The 17645-nt window shown below is 61.2% G+C and carries 11 protein-coding genes and 1 tRNA gene; 7 read left to right on the top strand and 5 right to left on the bottom strand.

Translation table 11 applies throughout. The features are described from left to right. Positions 1-282 precede the first annotated feature (282 nt). From AC3WJD_RS03585 to AC3WJD_RS03570, 4 genes are all read right to left on the bottom strand, one after another. The gene (locus AC3WJD_RS03585) at positions 283-840 is read right to left on the bottom strand and encodes a recombinase family protein (protein ID WP_492744574.1); all 558 of its coding nucleotides are present in this window, start codon (positions 838-840) and stop codon (positions 283-285) included. A gap of 165 nt (positions 841-1005) precedes the next feature. Then, positions 1006-3132: an ATP-binding protein gene (locus AC3WJD_RS03580; RefSeq protein WP_492744572.1), complete on the bottom strand. Its 2127-nt coding sequence runs from the start codon at positions 3130-3132 to the stop codon at positions 1006-1008. Further along, on the bottom strand, positions 3129-4418 hold the full coding sequence (locus AC3WJD_RS03575) for an SIR2 family protein (RefSeq protein WP_492744570.1): 1290 nt from the start codon (positions 4416-4418) through the stop codon (positions 3129-3131). The genes AC3WJD_RS03580 and AC3WJD_RS03575 overlap by 4 nt, the downstream gene beginning before the upstream one ends. A gap of 106 nt (positions 4419-4524) precedes the next feature. After that, positions 4525-5781 (bottom strand): hypothetical protein, encoded by a 1257-nt coding sequence (locus tag AC3WJD_RS03570; RefSeq protein WP_492744568.1) that lies wholly within the window; start codon positions 5779-5781, stop codon positions 4525-4527. Between the two features lie 91 nt (positions 5782-5872). Here AC3WJD_RS03570 and AC3WJD_RS03565 point away from each other — a divergent pair, with 91 nt between their 5' ends. The 3 genes from AC3WJD_RS03565 to AC3WJD_RS03555 all read left to right on the top strand — a co-directional run bounded on the left by AC3WJD_RS03565 (position 5873) and on the right by AC3WJD_RS03555 (position 7633). Then, positions 5873-6457, top strand: coding sequence for a hypothetical protein (locus tag AC3WJD_RS03565; RefSeq protein WP_492744566.1), 585 nt, complete (start codon positions 5873-5875; stop codon positions 6455-6457). Positions 6458-6487: 30 nt separating this feature from the next. Further along, positions 6488-6563 (top strand) — tRNA-Thr (locus AC3WJD_RS03560). A gap of 305 nt (positions 6564-6868) precedes the next feature. Continuing rightward, a complete protein-coding gene (locus AC3WJD_RS03555) occupies positions 6869-7633 on the top strand; it encodes an SDR family NAD(P)-dependent oxidoreductase (RefSeq protein ID WP_492744564.1) in 765 nt (254 codons plus the stop codon). A gap of 75 nt (positions 7634-7708) precedes the next feature. On the opposite strand, the gene AC3WJD_RS03550 is transcribed toward AC3WJD_RS03555, so the two are convergent. Next, entirely contained in the window at positions 7709-9691 is a 1983-nt protein-coding gene (locus tag AC3WJD_RS03550) for a serine hydrolase domain-containing protein (RefSeq protein WP_492744563.1), read from the bottom strand. Between the two features lie 360 nt (positions 9692-10051). Here AC3WJD_RS03550 and AC3WJD_RS03545 point away from each other — a divergent pair, with 360 nt between their 5' ends. The 4 genes from AC3WJD_RS03545 (at position 10052) to AC3WJD_RS03530 (ending at position 17564) form a co-directional block, all read left to right on the top strand. Then, positions 10052-12124 carry a transglycosylase domain-containing protein gene (locus AC3WJD_RS03545; protein WP_492744561.1) on the top strand — a complete coding sequence of 691 codons (2073 nt, stop codon included), beginning with the start codon at positions 10052-10054 and terminating at the stop codon, positions 12122-12124. Between the two features lie 130 nt (positions 12125-12254). Continuing rightward, positions 12255-12995, top strand: coding sequence for a hypothetical protein (locus AC3WJD_RS03540; protein WP_492744559.1), 741 nt, complete (start codon positions 12255-12257; stop codon positions 12993-12995). Positions 12996-13185: 190 nt separating this feature from the next. Then, a complete protein-coding gene (locus AC3WJD_RS03535; RefSeq protein WP_492744558.1) occupies positions 13186-14988 on the top strand; it encodes a tetratricopeptide repeat-containing sulfotransferase family protein in 1803 nt (600 codons plus the stop codon). 140 nt (positions 14989-15128) lie between these two features. Continuing rightward, a complete protein-coding gene (locus AC3WJD_RS03530) occupies positions 15129-17564 on the top strand; it encodes a TonB-dependent receptor (protein WP_492744557.1) in 2436 nt (811 codons plus the stop codon). The last annotated feature ends 81 nt before the right edge of the window (positions 17565-17645 follow it).

Raw genomic sequence — 17645 nt, 5'->3', positions numbered from 1 at the left:
TTCGCCGTCCTCTTCGGCGACAGGTTCACGGTCTGATGAACGAAACTGGCCTCGCGCACAAAATTCCTGACAGTCCCCCATCAAGCTCCCAACCTTGACCAGTCAATGCACGGCACTCGCCACGCGCATGCAACAGCGTTCACGGACGGCATGCGGGTTAGTAGTGCCGCACGATGACGGCCCAGCGGGTATGCCAATGGGCAGGCCTGGCGCCAAGCCCCTTGCCTCGGGAGGAAGCAAAGTTTCCTGTGGATAGATTTGCCCCGACCCCGAACGCTGGCTTTAATTGCGGTCCGCTGAGCTGTTCAAAGCCCTGTAAACGCTCGCTCGTGAGATGCCGAGTGTCCTTGCTATCTCAGTGGGCCGACTGCCACCCGCTGAAAGGGCCGCAACTTTGGCAATTTCCACGGTGGGCTTTCGTCCACGATAGACACCGTTCGCCTTAGCCTTGGCGATGCCCTCCATTTGCCGCTCCTTGCGGATATCGGCCTCGAACGCGGCGACCGCGCCGAGTATGGCGAGCATCAGCCTGCCAGTGCTGCTGTCGGTATCGACGCCAGACTGTTGGAGGCACTTGAAAGCCACCCCTTTCGCCGTCAGCCGTTCAATGATGGCGAATAGGTCACTCACCGACCGCGCAAGGCGGTCCAATCGCGTGACGACAAGGGTGTCGCCCTCCCGCACAAAATCTATGCAATGTGACAGCGCGGCGCGGCCAGTGGCGGACAACCCCGATTTCTTCTCCGAGAAAACCTTGCCGCATCCCGCCTGGTTCAACGCATCAAGCTGAACATCAAGGCTCTGACCGCTTGAACTGACGCGCGCATACCCCACCAGCATAACCCCTCCCGTCTCATTTGGGTCTAGAGCCTATGCAATTACGCGATCGAAATATTATTGACAACCCTATTGAGACGTTTTTTCTGTCTCAGCAATGTGTTGCACATGGGTATACCCATTTGAGATGACCAGCGACGCGGAACCGAGAGCGTGGCCAGCATTGGTCTAGCCGCCAGGAAGAACCGGTGGAGCAGGCGCATCAGGCGCCTCGTCCGGCAACCCAACCCAGTCCTGTACGAGGCCCTTCCAATCAGTCTTTCTCGGATTTTTACCGATCCAAACATCCCAGAAATCGGGATCAGACGATTGGGGCCGATGATCTGGCGCAAGTTCATCCATTTCCACGAGCAAGGGAATGGGGGTCGCCCAGCCGAGCAAAATCGCCTGTCGGGACGGCAAGCTGGGCAGCTCTTTTAACAGGCCCGACACGTTGTCGGGTACCAGCCGTGCGACAAGGGTTTGGTCGACATCATTGACAATTCGGTGCAGTAGAAAGGTGTTGCATTGGGCCAAGATGGTGGGGGAAAGCTCAGAGGGCCGCTGGGATGATAGCAGCAATCCGAGACCGAACTTTCGACCCTCTCGCGCGATTTTCTCGAACGTTTCTCGGCACAGCTGGGCCGGATTTTCAGCCGGCCCTTCCTCATCGCGGCCGCGCCGAACAAAGGTATGCGCTTCCTCCAGCACAAGTGTTGTGGGTAGAGGCAATCCCTCCGGATGGAGGCGTCGATACCTTTGCAAAGATTCAAAGATGAGGCGGGCAAGAACCGCGACGACAACATGCACGATCTCGGACGGAACCAACGATAAGTCGATGACAGCTATCTGACCATTAGATGCTGCGTCGGCCCCGATTGTGTCCGACAACCATTCCTCGAATGTGGCCGGCGGCTCGGTGCCTATCACAGACCCCAATCGCGGATCGGCCATCATTCCTCTGATACGCATGCCTAGAGTAGATATGAACCCCGCCAGGTTGCCGCCCTCGTTGGCCGCAATGCGGTCAAGATGTTCGGCCAGCATCTCAACATCGAATGGAATGGGGGCATCCTCAGTGATCGGCGAGGATGCAAGGGTATCTGGAATCAAATCCAGTATTGATTGAAGGTTGGCGCGAACACCCTCAATGTCAGCGACCGTAAAGGCGTTGAACCAATCACCTGATCTACGCCCATCATTTATGGCTGTAATTGCGGCCCCTACGGCCTCCAGATTTGCGCGTAAGTCGCCGTCAATGCTTGCCGCAAGAGTGCTGCAATCGCTGGCGATGTTGTCGAGAAAATCCCCACACTGCCGCCTGACGCCGGCGGGGCCGGTAAAGGCCGCAACTCCCTGGGCGAGCATTGCGTCAATCGAAATTCGATAGGAATAGACGTACCGCCGGACGATCGCCTCGCGGGGTACGGTGTCTGTATTCCCGCTCTTGAGTTCTCGAAGGGCCTGCAGGAGCAACGGACGCTGCGCGCCGGGGCGAGCGAAGGAAACAGCGGTCCATTCGTGACCATTCCAAAGCCACGCCGGCACCCGAAGGGCCTTTTCTTCGCCTTCCACAGGTGGCACGCGAAACAGCCGTACTTTGTCTGGTTTATCGGCGAATGCCTGCGCATATTCACCGTTGGGATCAAGGATCACAAATCGGGCATTTGGCACCCCATCGGATGTCGTATGTGCGTCCGACGCGGCATCCATGGACCATCTAATAAGACCCGCAACCGAGCAGGACTTACCGCTCCCCGTGTTGCCTAGAACAGCCAAATGTCGCCCAAATATCTTGTCCGGATCGACCTTGATGGCAGCGTTTGCTGCGAGCGGCGACACCCCAATTCGCACCCTACGATCCGAAGCCTTGGCCCCGACAATCGCTTCGATTTGCTCCGAGGTAGGAAGCAAGACCTGATCGCCGACCGAGGGAAAGGCTACAACACCGCGACTTAATTCATAGTCTATCATGCCCGTCTGTCGGTCGCGTCGCGCTGTAAGCGTTCCTACGGGCGATAGCACCATTTTCCGCAAGGGAAACGGAAGGTCGATGAGGCCAAAATCCTTGAGACCGGAACGTTTCGGATAAGGAGAACGCTCGATACCGATCCACACAACATACGCCACCGTCGCACCCGCTTCGTTTGGAAGTAGCACATAGCTGTTGAGTCGCGGAAAGCTGGCCGGTGTCCCCGTGTTTAGCGCTGTTGACTGCGGCGCATCGAGATCAAGAAGTACACGAATCTCTTGCGAAGAGATCGACTCGACCGTCCCAATGACAAGACCCGATAGCCGCTCTATGGGAGAGGTCATTTCAACAACTCGTCGAAAGCAGTCGGCGCTGGCGCTTGGGGGATTGGCTCAGGTTGAGGCCGATTTTTGAGCAACTCGGCCATGCGTCCCGTGATGTAATCAAGGGCTGGCTTCGGAAGGTAGTCGTCTACAAGATTGCCCAAATCGGCGAAGTGCCGCCCCGCCAAAATGCTGACTTGTGCGGGTCGAGTCTTCTTCACAAAACCCGTCACCCGATCGTCGATATCGTACGCCATGATGACCAGATGCGATGACGGTACGGAGAGCATATCGAGCAGAACACGATTGATGTGGTCGTCCCCAAACCCATACCCGTAAGTCACAACAACCGAATTTGGCCGACACGTCGCAGATGCGAAATCGCGAAACAGCTCCGCATATGGGTACTGCGTCGTCTCGACGTCCTTCGCCGGATTGGGATAGATCATGACCGTATCAACCGGAGATTCGGGAATAACGGGATGCCCCGCGTCAGCACCGAAGGGTAGCCCTACCCGGTTTATTCGCTTGGTAGCCTCGTCGAATACCCAGTCGAGTGATCCATGAAGTTTGGTCAGGCGGACCACCCCTTCCATGAAGCGTGGTTCACCTCGGATACCCGGCGGATTGTAGTGATAGTCGACTTCAATCCGGGAGTTCCGGAAGACTGGGTTTAGGCTTCCAACAAATCGATCGATAACACGCAGACCGGCATGGTCGCAGCCACGCTCGATTAAGCGATCATAGTTGGTGGTGAAAATGTGGAGCCGCTCCCTCGATGCAGCCCGGCTTGCAAAGCTAAGTAGGAAAGACTCGAGAAGGGCGGATGACCGCGCATTTTCATTGGTTGCGATACCGCATTCCGTTTCCAAGAGCGACTTGAGGAAGGCCGCAAGTGCCTCGTTGATGTCTCCCTTGAGTTCCGTTGCGGCGGCGCCGTCTACCACCATTAGACCGTCCAATGCCGCAATTGCACTACGCAACTGGTCTTCGATGTTCGCAGCGCCACGTCCCATAGCGCTTGCGCTGGCATCCGCGTGGGCAAGGATTTTCGCGGCGAAATGTGACTTCAACGCTGCCGTGGCCATGCCAGTGGCCTTAGTATCACTGGCGAACGCCACAGCCGTTGTGAACCCGCTGCCGACCAGCAAGTTGAGATGTTCGGCCTGAAAAACTGCTGACAACCACGGCTCGATTCGCCGCCTATGAGCCGACATGAACTCGTCGAGTTCCTTGGGATCATGGGGGACATTATCGAACGCTTCATGCGAGGCGCCGACGCGATAAACGTGGTTCTTCCAATCCATACTTCCCCCTCCCCTGGGGATACCTTGTAGCGGTCATGGCACGATTACTGGGATTAGCCGAGTTGAATTGTGGGCCGCGCCTCACACCTAAATTTTGCTTTATCTATCAGGAGTTGCCTAGATCGTCGCACTCTTCTTCCTCTGGATCATATCCGAAGTACGACAAGTCGACGAAGGGGGCGTTGGGATCAACAAGCTCCGCCACTACCTGCTGTCCAATGGCTGGGCAATCTGCTGCCGCACTCAGATTGCCCAGCAGATATTGTTGACGGAGACGTTCGAAAAAGGTGTCGCCGAAAACCCCCCAACCGTAGAAGCCGACAAGCTCCGCTCGTCCGTCCATGTCGTATTTCAGAGTTTTCCAATCATAGAAGCCTTCCGTCCGCGGCTTACAGAAACTGCTAAGAAAGCTAGCCCCAAACTGCTCGATCTGATCAAGGCTTCGCCCGTGGCCGACGGGATCATATTCCGACACAAGCCCAAGAAACCGGCGCTGTATCTCGGTGAGTTGATCCTCGCTTCCCAAGCGCAACAGGAACCGACCCAAGGATCGAAATGCAGCAACATTTACAATGGTAAAACTGTACGGCGCCAAGCTGATAGACCACGTATCCCGCCACAAGAACGCGAACCCGTGGCACCGAATTGCGTTTCCTTTGGCGGCCATTGCTTGGCCGGATGCGCGCATTTGATTGACGTAGGCGTCGAATCTGGTTCGATCAGCATCGGGTGAATACAGGCCGTCGTCGTATAGGCACAGCTGATATCCGCCCAGCCCTTGCTCTGGCAGAGACAGAATTGCTTCTGGATCCGCAAAAATCGGGATCTCCTTGATTCTCAATCCAACCTGGTCGCCTTCTAGTTGTATTGGCTCCAAGCAAAGAACATTTCGCTTAATCCAAAATATCTCGTGGAATATATGATGGCGAAGCAGAGTAGGCCAATCTGATGAAACAATTACGTTCGCGATGTCCCCGTCTGAATTAAAGGGCAGATAGCTCCTAACTTCTGCCGAGTAGGCGGACATTTCAGTACCGGCCTGTCGAGTGGCGTTGCTCTCGTTCTTCAGCTCAACAATAACAACGGATTCTCCTTCTGCGCCATAAAGGAGAAAATCAGGCTTTAGAACTTCTCCTTTTGAAAGTGAAATATTTTCGTTATCTGTGATTACGTTGGTGACATACAGTACTGAAATCGATTCGCGAAAGCTTTCCAAGATGCGACGCTCTGTGTTAGAACTTGGCACGAATTCATCGAGATATTCAGAATTGCATATTAGATCGCCAAGAGATTTTTGATTGGTGATCATTTCATCGCGCAGCCAATCTTGCATATCACGTTCGCTATTGAACAGCTTCGTCATCAAAGCACCTTTTCGGACAATCCAAACCAGATTCTGCCGTCACGCTTTAACAAGTCTTGCGCGCGCCGACTCCGCGTATCAACGTTGTGTAATGGCCAAGGGAAAGCGTGCTGTCAGCAGTGAAATTGAAACGATGGTCGTCGCCATTGTTGAGAAACGACAATCGTATTTTATTGCAGAAAATACCAACAAGGAAAGCAATCGAGAAGTTGGCGATGAAGGTATCTTGGAGATCGAAGGCCGCATAGATCAAATTAGCTATCGTTCCAAAACCTACCTTGGAAAATTTGTCAAAATCACGCTTCTCTGCTCACGGCGGTTCGTTCCCAATTCGGAAACGCAACCAGCGGACAAGACAGCATTGTATCACGTCAATTTGAAACACGAGCAAGCGTCGATGATGGCCTACTTCCCCGCTGATGTATTTTGGGGCCTGCCGAGAATGATCGATCTGCAGGCTATTAGCCGCGTTGAGGTTCGCTTTGAGCGACCGCGCTACGGGTCCGGGCGATTGGACAGCCTCCACTTTTGTAATGCGATGGTGACGGCGCGTGAACCGATTGGGACCAGCGCCGACCGCAATTCGACCAGTCACAATTTAGTCACACCGAACACAGCAAATTGGGTTGAATCGAGGGTCTTCGGCTGGTATCCCAACTTCGGAGTGATGGCATAAGCTATTGTTTGTAAGTCGATTTTTCGAACCGCCGCTTTAGCTCAGTTGGTAGAGCATCGCATTCGTAATGCGGGGGTCACAGGTTCGAGTCCTGTAAGCGGCACCATTTCCAAGAAAATCGTTGAAAACCAATCGTCTAAGCAGCGGTTGTATGCCGACTGTCACATATCACTTTCGGCGACCTCATCTTGTCAGCGGGCGACCATCTGAAGATCGGAGCCGGCGGAGAACATGACGCGGCAGCACTTCAAGATTCGGTGTTTTCCTTGATCATGCGGGGGCACCATCATCAGGGACTGACGCCACAGGGTTACGTTGTATTCAGCACCGGAGGCTGGCACCCTGACGCCGTCCGGATGCGACGTGCCCCCCGGAGCAACGCCCAAGCCCATGGGACCAGAGGAGCCAGTGATGACGAACGGATCTTCGGCCGGGCTGGCACCTTCCAACGGAAAGGGCGCCGTGCTGATCGTGGGCGTCGGTGCCTCGCGAGGCCTGGGGGCGGCTGTCGCGCGCCGCTTTGCCGCTGCCCGGCACCCGGTGGCGATTGCAGGCCGCAATGCCGCGAAACTCGAGCAGACGCGACAGGAACTCGAAGCATCGGGCGCGCGCGTCGTTGCGGTCGTCGGGGATGGTTCGCTGGCCGCGGACGCCCGGCGCTTCGTGGAGACCGCCTGTGCGCTGGCACCGCTGGAACTTGCCATCCATAACGCCGGATCGAACCAGCCGGCGCCATTTTTGAGCGTATCGGAAACGAGCTTCGAGACGCATTGGCGCGAGCATGCGCTGGGCGGTTTCCAGCTTGCGCAGGCGGCGATCCCGATGCTTCTGGAGCGCGGCGGCGGGAGCCTGTTCCTGACCGGCGCCAGCGGAAGCTTGCGCGGCAAGGCGAACTTCGCGCCGTTCGCCGCGGCCAAGGCAGCGCTGCGCGCCCTCGCCCAGAGCCTCGCGCGCGAGTTCGGTCCGCAGAACATCCATGTCGGCCATGTCGTCATCGACGGCGGCATCGAGGGCGAACGGCTGCTGACGGTGCGCCCGCAGGTAAAGGAACAGCGCGGTCCCGATGGCATGCTCAGGATCGACGCGATTGCCGAAGCCTATTGGGCGCTCCACCAGCAGCATCGCAGCGCGTGGACGCTCGAACTCGACCTGCGTCCCTGGTCCGAGTCCTTCTGAAGGATCCGGCTTGCCCGCCCCCGGATGGTCGCCGCCATATGAAGGCGACCACCCGGGAGAAGGACAACGCTCCCCTCAATATTGCGTGCCGAAGCCGATCAGGTTGAAACCGATCGCGACCCAGAGGACGATGAAGGCGGCAAGCACGATCAGCACGCTCCAGAGTCTGGAGAACCAGCCGCGCTTGCCCTTCCAGATGAGCCAGAGGTGCCACAGCGCGACAGCGAGCATCCCGAAGAAGCCGATGACGCCCGCGATCTGGAGCAGCCACACGAGCCAGTCGAGTGCACCACTCAGCAGCGCCAGATCGGACATCATCGTGCCAATCGCGCTCGCCCAGCCGATCAGCACCAACGTCACCAGCCAGGCAAAACCGCGGACGAGGCGATAGGCCTTGCGGTCGTTGCCGGTGAAGGGCAGCGCGGCACCGTAGCGACGGCGTGCGATGGCACCGATCGGCCAGGACAGCGCGGTGAGGGCAAGGACGCCCATGCCAAGCAGCAGCATCGGCGTGAGCCATGCGGTCGAGAGATACCAGGGCGCGCGATCGAACATCATGAACGGCGAAAAGGAGTCGAAGCTGACGCGCACGATCTTGCCGTTCTCGACCCTGGCCGCCATGCGCTCATGGCCATAGGCGTCGCGCCAGACAAAGGGTGCGATCTCGACCCATTTGCGCGGCTGTTCGCCAAGGTCGGTCGAGAAGCTGATCAGCGGGGCACCATCGGCGCCGACCCCGATCTTCACCTGCCCTGCGAGTTCGAGCGCCTTGAAGAAGCTCGAGTCGGGGCGGCGGCTGTTGACATAGGTGCCGACGAGCATCGCCGCGTGCACCTTGGCGGTCTTTTCGTCGACACGGGCGTCGGTATTGGGCGCCGGGAAATAGCGATCGGCGAAACCCTCGAACAACGCGTCGCGGATCGGGCCGGAGGCGCCATTCTTGCCCGAGCTGTTCATCGAGATGTAGAGGCCCGTGTTGCGTTCGGGGAAAAGCCAGAGATTGCTGTGGAACCACTGGGTGTCGCCGCCATGCGCGATTGCGGTCAGCCCGTTGATCTTCTGCTCGTAGAAGCCGAGCGCCATGCGGTTGACCTCGGGCAGGATGGTGAGCGTCGTCGTGTGCATCAGCCGCGCGGTTTCGGGCTTCAGCAGCGCGCCGCCATTGGCGAGGTGCGCGAGCATGAAGCGGCCCATGTCGGCCCCCGTTGCCGCGAGGCTTCCCGCGGGCGCGAGCCCGACGAGCTCATAGGGCTTGGGATCGTCGTTCGGGAGCGCATACCCGCTCGACATCAGCGGCCGCAGGCCTGCGGGCAGGGGCTGACGGAAGCTCGACCGCGTCATGCCGAGACGCGCGAAGATGTTGCGGTCGACATAGTCGTCGAACGACATGCGCGAGACGCGCTCGACCACATAGCCAGCGAGTCCGGTTGCATAGTTCGAATAGGCGGGGGTCGTGCCCGGCGCGAAGATGCGCTCGGGCACCCGGCGCTTCAGGATCTCGCCGAGCGGATCGACCTTGTCGCCCGCGGTGATGAGACCACGGAGCGATTCCTCGAAGCCCGCAGTGTGCGTCATGATCTGGCGCATGGTGACGGGCTTGCCGTCCCGCGGCGGAATCCTGAAATCGAGATAGGTGTTGATGTCCGCGTCGAGGTCGATCTTGCCCTGTTCGACGAGTTGCATCACCGCGGTCCAGGTGACGAGCTTGGAAACCGATCCGGGGCGGAACATCGTCGTTTCGGGATCGACGGGCTTGCGCTTCGCGACATCCGAATAGCCGAAGCCCCGCTGGGTGAGGACCTGTCCGTCCTTGACCACGACCACGACCGCGCCGGCGATCGCACCGCGCTTGAGCGCGTAGGGCATATAGCCGTCGAGCCATGCGTCGACATCGGCCTTGGTGAGCGCCGCGTCGAGGCCCGCGGGTGCGGGCGTCGCGGTCGCTGAACGCAACTTAGGCGGCGTTGGCGCGAGTGTCGGCGCCTGCTGCGTCGCGGCGGGTACCGCCGCAAGCGACAGGATGCCCGCCAGTGCGAGTTTCAACGAACGTAGTTGCATGGTCCCTCCCGATATCTTCAACCTGCCGACGTGCCCGCTATCGCGCGATTCAGCCGCCCGGACGGCTTTTGTAAATTGAGCAACTTTGTCCCAATTGGGCTATAATGATCCCATTCGGGTAATTGTCAAACGGCACTCCGGAGGGCACGCAGCCCAGGGCCGGCGCCGCGAGGACAGCATCGGCATTCCCGCCTCGATACGCCGCAAGCCGGTTGATCGTAATGCGACACTGTATTATTCCTATAAGTCAGTCCGGAGATGAGACCGGGCGTTGTAACGGGCAGGGCAAGGACTGTTGCTGGCAATGCGATCCCGCTATCTTCGCGCGATGCGCGGCGCAGATTTGGGCGACAGACGGGGATGAACGGCCCCTTTCAGGGTACGGATGCCGGGCATTCGGCCGATCTGCGCGACGACCCGCCGCTCTCGCCCGCCCCCGGCACGGAGTCTCCCTCCCCGCCCATCGAGACGACGCCCGCGCAGCGCGTCTTCCGGCGCTGGAAACGGATCGCGCTCGTCCTCCTCGCGCTGTTCGTCGCGCTCGTCGCGTGGCTCGCGATCACCGCCCCGCTGTCGCGCTCGCTGAAGCCGATCGCGCCGCCGAGCATCACCTTGCTCTCGGCCGAGGGCAAACCGATCGCGCGCCGCGGCGCGATCATCGACGAGCCCGTGGTGATTGCCGAGCTTCCGCCGCACGTTCCGCAGGCCTTCATGGCGATCGAGGATCGGCGCTTCTACGGCCATCCCGGGATCGACCCGCTGGGCATCGCGCGCGCCGCGGTCCGCAACGCGATGGCGGGCGGTGTGCGCGAGGGCGGCAGCACGATCACCCAACAGCTCGCCAAGGTCGCCTTCCTCAAGGCCGACCGCACCGCCGCGCGCAAGTTGCGCGAGGTGCTGATCGCCTTCTGGCTCGAAGCCTGGCTGTCCAAGGACGATATCCTCGCGCGCTATCTCTCGAACGTCTATTTCGGAGACAATGTCTATGGGCTGCGCGCCGCCTCGCTCCACTATTTCAACCGCCAGCCCGAAAAGCTGACGATCCCGCAGGCGGCGATGCTCGCGGGACTGCTCAAGGCGCCCTCGCGCCTCTCTCCCGCGGTCAACCTGAAGGGCGCGCGCGACCGTTCGAAGGTGGTGATCGCGGCGATGGTCGACGCGGGTTTCATCGACCAGAAGACGGCCGATGGACTTTCGCCCGCGCGCGTCTCGATCCGTGAGTTGAGGAATATGCCGAGCGGCACCTATTTCGCGGATTGGGTGCTGCCCGAGGCGCGCGACCGTTCGGGCGCGGTCTATGCCGAGCGGCGCGTCGAGACAACGCTTGACAGCGACCTCCAGCGCATCGCCGAGCGCGTGATCCGCCGCGCCGGGCTCGGCAAGGCGCAGGTCGCGCTCGTCGCGATGCGCCCCGACGGCGAGGTGGTCGCGATGGTCGGTGGCCGAAGCTATGCCGACAGTCCGTTCAACCGCGCGACGCAGGCGCGGCGCCAGCCGGGATCGACCTTCAAACTGTTCGTTTATCTGGCGGCGTTGCGCGCGGGCATGACCCCCGACACGCTGGTCGACGATTCGCCGCTCACCATCGGCGACTGGTCCCCATCCAACAATAATGGGCGCTATCGCGGCAGGATCACGCTGCGCCAGGCCTTTGCGGTTTCGAGCAATGTCGCCGCGGTCCGTCTCGCCGAGGCGGTCGGCCGGCAGAACGTGATCCGCGCGGCGCGCGACCTCGGCATCACCAGCCCGCTCGGCGACCAGCCCAGCCTCGCGCTGGGTACGTCGGGCGTGACCTTGCTCGAGCTCACCAGCGCCTATGCCGCGGTCGCGGCCGACAGCTACCCCGTGCGCGCACGCGGTCTGCCCGAGGGCGAACGGAGCTGGTTCGACAATCTGTGGGACCGCAAGCGCAGCTTTGGCGGCGACACGCACGACATGCTGCTCGAACTGCTTTCGGCCGCGGCCAATGACGGCACGGGGCGTTCGGCCGCGCTGCGCAAGGCGACCTTCGGAAAGACCGGGACGACGCAGGACAATCGCGACGCGATCTTCATCGGCTTTGCGGGCGATCTCGTGACGGGCGTGTGGATCGGCAACGACGACAACAGCCCCCTGCCGGGCGTGGGCGGCGGCGGCCTGCCCGCGCGCATCTGGCGCGACTTCATGGCGCAGGCGGTGAAGGACGCTCCCGCGGTACGCGCGGTGGTGCCCGAACCCGAGACGGAGCCCGAAGCCGTGGACAATGCGGCCGCGGCAACGATCAATGCACAGGTCGGCGGGCTCGACATCGGCGTCGAGATCAATGCCGACCAGATCAACATTTCGGCGCAGCCCTCTCCCGACGATGCGCCGCAGCCGCCTCGACCAGCCGTGACCCCACCGCCCGCGATCCCCACGGGCAATGAGGAGCGCGTCGCCGAGCCGCAGCGATGACGGGTTCGACCCATCGCGTCTGGCGAACCGCCCGCCGACAGGGCGGTTTCGCGAGGCACTTGCACCCGCCTAGCTGATCGCGTCTATCGGAATGGGGCAAGAGGCTTTGGAAGGAAGCGGTGTGGCACGAATGACGACGCGTTGGGCGCTGACGATCGCGGGGCTGGCGCTGCTCGCCGCGTGCGACCAGACGCCGCCGGAGCCTGACAATGGCTTCGCGCCGAGCGCAAGCGTCGATCCCGCCGCGCATTTCCGCACCATGCCCGAAAAGGAGCTGCTCCAGCTCGCCTTCCAGAGCGCGTTCAAGGGCGGCGTGACGACGCTCGAACTGGGCGGCACGCGCTATGCCTTCAAGCCTGAAGGCGTTTCCTGGGTCGGCGGGCGCGCAGTGCTGATCTCGGGGGGACAGGGGCAGGATTGCCATGGCTGCGCGGGCGCGCTCGCCGTGCACTACCTCGAACCCAAGGGCGACACGCTGCAGGTTGTGGGCGCCTGGCCCAAGGCGGCGCAGGGCACGAGCTGGGGCGAACCGCCCGCGTGGAAGCTGCGCACCGACCTTGCCTCCAACCCCGTGATCGAGACCGAAGGCGGCGGCACCTTCCAGGGCTATAGCTGCAGCCAGGCGCAACTCGTCGAGCTGCGTCCGGACTCGCCCGTCATCGTCGCCGAGGGCATCCAGCTGGGCTATAGCGACGGCGGCGCGGCGGTCGGCATAGCGAAACAGGATATCAGCGGAAAAATTATTCCGGGCACCAAAGACCAGAGTTTCGTCGTCGCCTATAATGGATCGAGTTCGGCGCGCGTGACCTATGAAAAGCACGGCAAAACCTATGAAAAGGTCAGGGGTTCGCCCGAATTGCCAAGCTGCTGATACGCTCTTGCGTGAACTCGGCGGCCCGTTTCCGGTCGGCCGTTGGTGCTGATTTATCAAAATCCAACATTGGGAGCGCAGGACGCTTGCGCCGTGGCGCGGAGCGCGCCGTTCGGTTGCACGCGCCGCAAAAAGTTGCTCCGATGGCGTCGGGGACGACCAAGAGCATCCGGACAGGGAGCCGAGCAGAATGCCAGTTGCCGAAATGCGCAGCGAAGGAAGCATCGATGAGGCGCTCGTGCACGGCAGACGGATGCTCGGCGAATCACCGGTGCTGGCGGCGGCGCAGGCGCGCGAGATCCTGGCGATCGCCCCCGATAATGCCGATGCCTTGCGACTGCTGGGCCGTGCATTGCGCGCCGCGGGCGACCATGACGCCGCGGAGCATGCCGAACTCGATGCGATCGCCGCCTCGGTACACGATCCCGAACTTGTGCGCGCGGCGCATGCGCTGCTCGACAATGCGCTGGCCGACGCCGAGCGGATTCTGCGCCCGCGGCTGAAGGCCAATCCTTTCGACGTCGCGGCGATCCGGATGATGGCCGAACTCGCCGGCCGGCTGGGGCGCTATGGCGATGCCGAAAATCTGCTGCGCCGCGCGCTCGAGCTCGCGCCCGCATTCGCCGCCGCGCGCTCGAACCTCGCGACCGTGCTCTACCGGCAGAACCGCGCGGCCGATGCGATCGCCGAACTCGACCGCCTGCTCGACGCCGACCCCGCCAATCCCGCACACCGCAACCTGAAGGCGGCCGCGCTCGGGCGTATCGGCGGATTCGAGGAAGCCATCACGCTCTACGAAGACGTGCTTGCGCGCTTTCCCGACCAGCCCAAGGTCTGGATGAGCTATGGCCATGTGCTCAAGACCGTCGGCCGCCAGACCGACAGCATTGCCGCCTATCGCCGCGCGATCACGATCACGCCCAGCCTGGGCGAAGTCTGGTGGAGCCTCGCCAACCTCAAGACCGTCTCGTTCGACGATGACGACATCGCCGCTATGACCGCCGCGCTCGAGCAGCCCGATCTTGCTGCCGAGGACCGCTTTCACCTGCATTTCGCGCTCGGCAAGGCGCTGGAGGATCGCGGCCGCGCCGCGCAATCGTTCGCCCATTATGCCGCAGGCAACGAGCAGCGCCGCGCGCTGATCGACTATGACGCCGACGATACCACCACACATGTCGCGCGCAGCCGCACGCTCTTCACGTCCGCATTTTTCGCCGCGCGGGCGGGTCAGGGATGCCCTGACCCCGCGCCGATCTTCATTCTCGGCATGCCGCGTGCCGGATCGACGCTGGTCGAGCAGATCCTCGCCAGCCATCCGCTCGTCGAGGGGACGCACGAACTGCCTGACATCGGCGCCATCGCGCTTCGGCTCGGACGCGGCGAAGCACGCTATCCCGACTGTATCGAATCCATCGATGCCGAAGCGCTCGCCGCGCTCGGCAGGGAATATCTCGAGCGGACGCGCGTCAACCGCAAGACGGATCGCCCCTTTTTCATCGACAAGATGCCCAACAACTGGGCGCATGTGCCGCTGATCCATCTGATCCTGCCCAATGCGAAGATCATCGACGCGCGGCGCCACCCGCTCGCCTGCTGCTTTTCCAACTTCAAGCAGCACTTCGCACGCGGCCAGGGCTTCAGCTATGCGCTCGAGGACATGGGACGCTATTACCACGACTATGCCGCGCTGATGGCGCATATCGATGCGGTCCTGCCCGGGCGCGTCCACCGCGTGATCCACGAAGCGCTGGTCGACGACACCGAGGCCGAGGTGCGACGGCTGCTCGCCCATCTCGAACTCGATTTCGATCCCGCCTGCCTGCGCTTCTGGGAGACCGCCCGCCCGGTGCGGACCGCCAGTTCCGAGCAGGTCCGCCGCCCGATCAGTCGCGCGGGGCTGGACCAGTGGCAGGCGTTCGAGCCGTGGCTGGACCCGCTCAAACAGGCGCTCGGGCCTGTGCTCGACCATTATCCCGAGATGCCACCATTGTGAAACTTTCGTGATATTTTCGTCACAGGTTTGCGCCAATCGTTGCCGACAAAAGCCGTTGATCGAAATCAAAATTGACGCCCCCCTCAAAGCGACTCAGATTTCGTTCTCGTTATGAACGCTTTCCTTAGGGGACAGGAAGAATGCGCGTTTCGGATTTCGATCACGGTTCCACGTCGGTGCGTCTGACCATCGCGGCGCTGCTTGGTTCGACCATGCTCGCGACGGGCACGACCGCCCAGGCGCAGGCGCAGGCGACCGAGCCCGCAGTCTCGAACAGCGACGTCATCATCGTCACCGCGCAGAAACGCGAGGAGAATCTGCAGGACGTCCCCATCGCGATCACCGCAATCGGCACCGAGAAGCTCGAGGAGCTCAAGGTCACCGATTTCGACGATTATGCGCGCTTCCTGCCGAGCGTCAGCTATCAGACCACCGGGCCTGGCGGCTCAAACGTTTATTTCCGCGGCGCGGCCAGTGGCGAGAACGCCAACCACTCGACTTCGCTGCCCTCGGTCGGCACCTATCTCGACGAGCAGCCGATCACCACGATTCAGGGCGCGCTTGACGTCCACGTCTTCGACATCGCGCGCGTCGAGGCGCTCGCCGGTCCGCAGGGCACACTTTACGGTGCGTCGAGCGAGGCGGGCACGATCCGCATCATTACCAACAAGCCCGATACCTCGGGTTTCTACGGTGCCGCCAATGTCGAGGTGAACACCGTCAGCCATGGCGGCGAGGGGTATATCGGCGAGGCATTCGTCAACGCGCCGATCTCGGACAATGCGGCGTTGCGTGTGGTCGGCTGGTACAAGAAGGACGCCGGCTATATCGACAATATTCCGGGTTCGCTGACCTTCCCGAGTTCGGGCATCACGATGGACAATGCGCCGTTCGTCGAGAAGGACTATAACGACGTCGAGACCTATGGCGGCCGCGCGGCGCTCAAGATCGACCTCGACGAAAACTGGACGATCACCCCCACCGTCATGGCGCAGAAACAGGTCAGCCATGGCTTTTTCGCCGAAGAATCGGGCCTCGATGAGCATCAGGTCCAGCAGTTCAACCCGGAACGCTTCAACGATCGCTGGATCCAGGCGGCGCTGACGATCGAGGGCAAGCTGGGCAGCTGGGACGTGACCTATGCGGGCGCCTATCTGAAGCGCAAGATCACCGGTGCGTCCGACTATGTCGACTATGCCTATTTCTACGATGCCATTTCGGGATACGGCACCTTCTTCTACGACAATAACGGCGATCTGGTGAACCCGAACCAGTATATCCAGTCGGTCGACCGTTTCAACAAGCTGAGCCAGGAACTGCGCTTCGCTTCGCCCGCGGACAAGCGCGTGCGCTTTGTCGGCGGCCTGTTCTACCAGCGCCAGGAACACAATATCGAGCAGAACTACATCATCGACAATATCGCCGACTCGATCACGGTTCCCGGCACCGACAGCAATATCTGGCTGACCAAGCAGCTGCGCGTCGACCGCGACTATGCGGCGTTCGGCGAACTCACCGCCGATGTGACCGAAAAGTTGAGCGTCACACTCGGCACGCGCATCTATTATTACAAGAACTCGCTAGTGGGATTCTTCGGCTATAATTACCCCGGCTACAGCTCCAACCCCATCTACCAGTGCCAGGGGCCCGCGGTGGTCAAGGGATCGCCCTGCACCAATCTCGACAAGACGACGAGCGACACCGATTTCATCCACAAGATCAACGCCACCTACAAGTTCAGCGATGACGCACTCGTCTACGCGACCGCATCGCGCGGCTTCCGTCCGGGCGGCGTCAATCGCCGCGGATCGCTGCCGCCCTATCAGGCCGATTTCATCGACAATTACGAACTCGGCTTCAAGACGAGCTGGTGGGACAACCGCATCCGCTTCAATGCCGCGATCTATCAGCTCGACTGGACCGATCTTCAGCTCTCCTTCCTCGGTGCCAACGGTCTCAGCGAGGTTCGCAACGCGGGCGAGGCACGCATCCGTGGCGCCGAGTTCGACTTCTATGTCCGCCCGGCCGAAGGTCTGACCTTCACTCTCGGTGCGTCGTACAATGATGCGAAGATCACCAAGGACTTCTGCAAATACGCCAATTTCGCCTTCGACTGCACCATGGATGCCCCCGACACCGATGGCGACGGCGTCCCCGAAACCAACGAGCTGCTTGCTCCCGCCGGCACGCGTCTGCCGATCACTGCGAAGTTCAAGGGCAACGCCGTGGTGCGTTACGAATTTCCCGTCGGCGGCGATCTCAAGGCCAGCATGCAGGCGGGCGCGGTCTATGAAGGTCGACGCACGAGCGATTTGCGCCTGAGGGAACGCGAAATCCTGGGCGATCTGCCCGATTACACCACGGTCGATCTCAGCGCGGGGATCGAGGGTGAGCACTGGTCGGCCGAGATCTTCGCGCGCAACGTGTTCGACGAGCACGGCGATGTCGGCAAGTCGATCCAGTGCCTCGAAGTGGTGTGCGGCGACCCCGACGGCGTGACCGCGATCGGGCCCAAAATCTACACCTATGTCACGCAACCGCGGACGATCGGGATCAAGGTCGGAACCAAGTTCTGAGATACGATTGGCCGGGACGGCCTGATCGCCGTCCCGGCCACCGATTTCGCTTTGCGTTCCCGTCCTATGCGATAGGTTGGC

Source organism: Sphingobium sp. FW306-1B-F04DB (genome assembly GCF_058781925.1).
This window is presented reverse-complemented; position numbering and strand designations above follow the sequence as displayed.

Bases quoted from the DNA above. Each gene is read 5' to 3' on its own strand.
- AC3WJD_RS03570 (WP_492744568.1), bottom strand. From the start codon at position 5,781: ATGACGAAGCTGTTCAATAGCGAACGTGATATGCAAGATTGGCTGCGC.
- AC3WJD_RS03585 (WP_492744574.1), bottom strand. From the start codon at position 840: ATGCTGGTGGGGTATGCGCGCGTCAGTTCAAGCGGTCAGAGCCTTGAT.
- AC3WJD_RS03535 (WP_492744558.1), top strand. From the start codon at position 13,186: ATGCCAGTTGCCGAAATGCGCAGCGAAGGAAGCATCGATGAGGCGCTC.
- AC3WJD_RS03540 (WP_492744559.1), top strand. From the start codon at position 12,255: ATGACGACGCGTTGGGCGCTGACGATCGCGGGGCTGGCGCTGCTCGCC.
- AC3WJD_RS03550 (WP_492744563.1), bottom strand. From the start codon at position 9,691: ATGCAACTACGTTCGTTGAAACTCGCACTGGCGGGCATCCTGTCGCTT.
- AC3WJD_RS03580 (WP_492744572.1), bottom strand. From the start codon at position 3,132: ATGACCTCTCCCATAGAGCGGCTATCGGGTCTTGTCATTGGGACGGTC.
- AC3WJD_RS03575 (WP_492744570.1), bottom strand. From the start codon at position 4,418: ATGGATTGGAAGAACCACGTTTATCGCGTCGGCGCCTCGCATGAAGCG.
- AC3WJD_RS03530 (WP_492744557.1), top strand. From the start codon at position 15,129: ATGCGCGTTTCGGATTTCGATCACGGTTCCACGTCGGTGCGTCTGACC.
- AC3WJD_RS03565 (WP_492744566.1), top strand. From the start codon at position 5,873: ATGGCCAAGGGAAAGCGTGCTGTCAGCAGTGAAATTGAAACGATGGTC.
- AC3WJD_RS03555 (WP_492744564.1), top strand. From the start codon at position 6,869: ATGACGAACGGATCTTCGGCCGGGCTGGCACCTTCCAACGGAAAGGGC.
- AC3WJD_RS03545 (WP_492744561.1), top strand. From the start codon at position 10,052: ATGAACGGCCCCTTTCAGGGTACGGATGCCGGGCATTCGGCCGATCTG.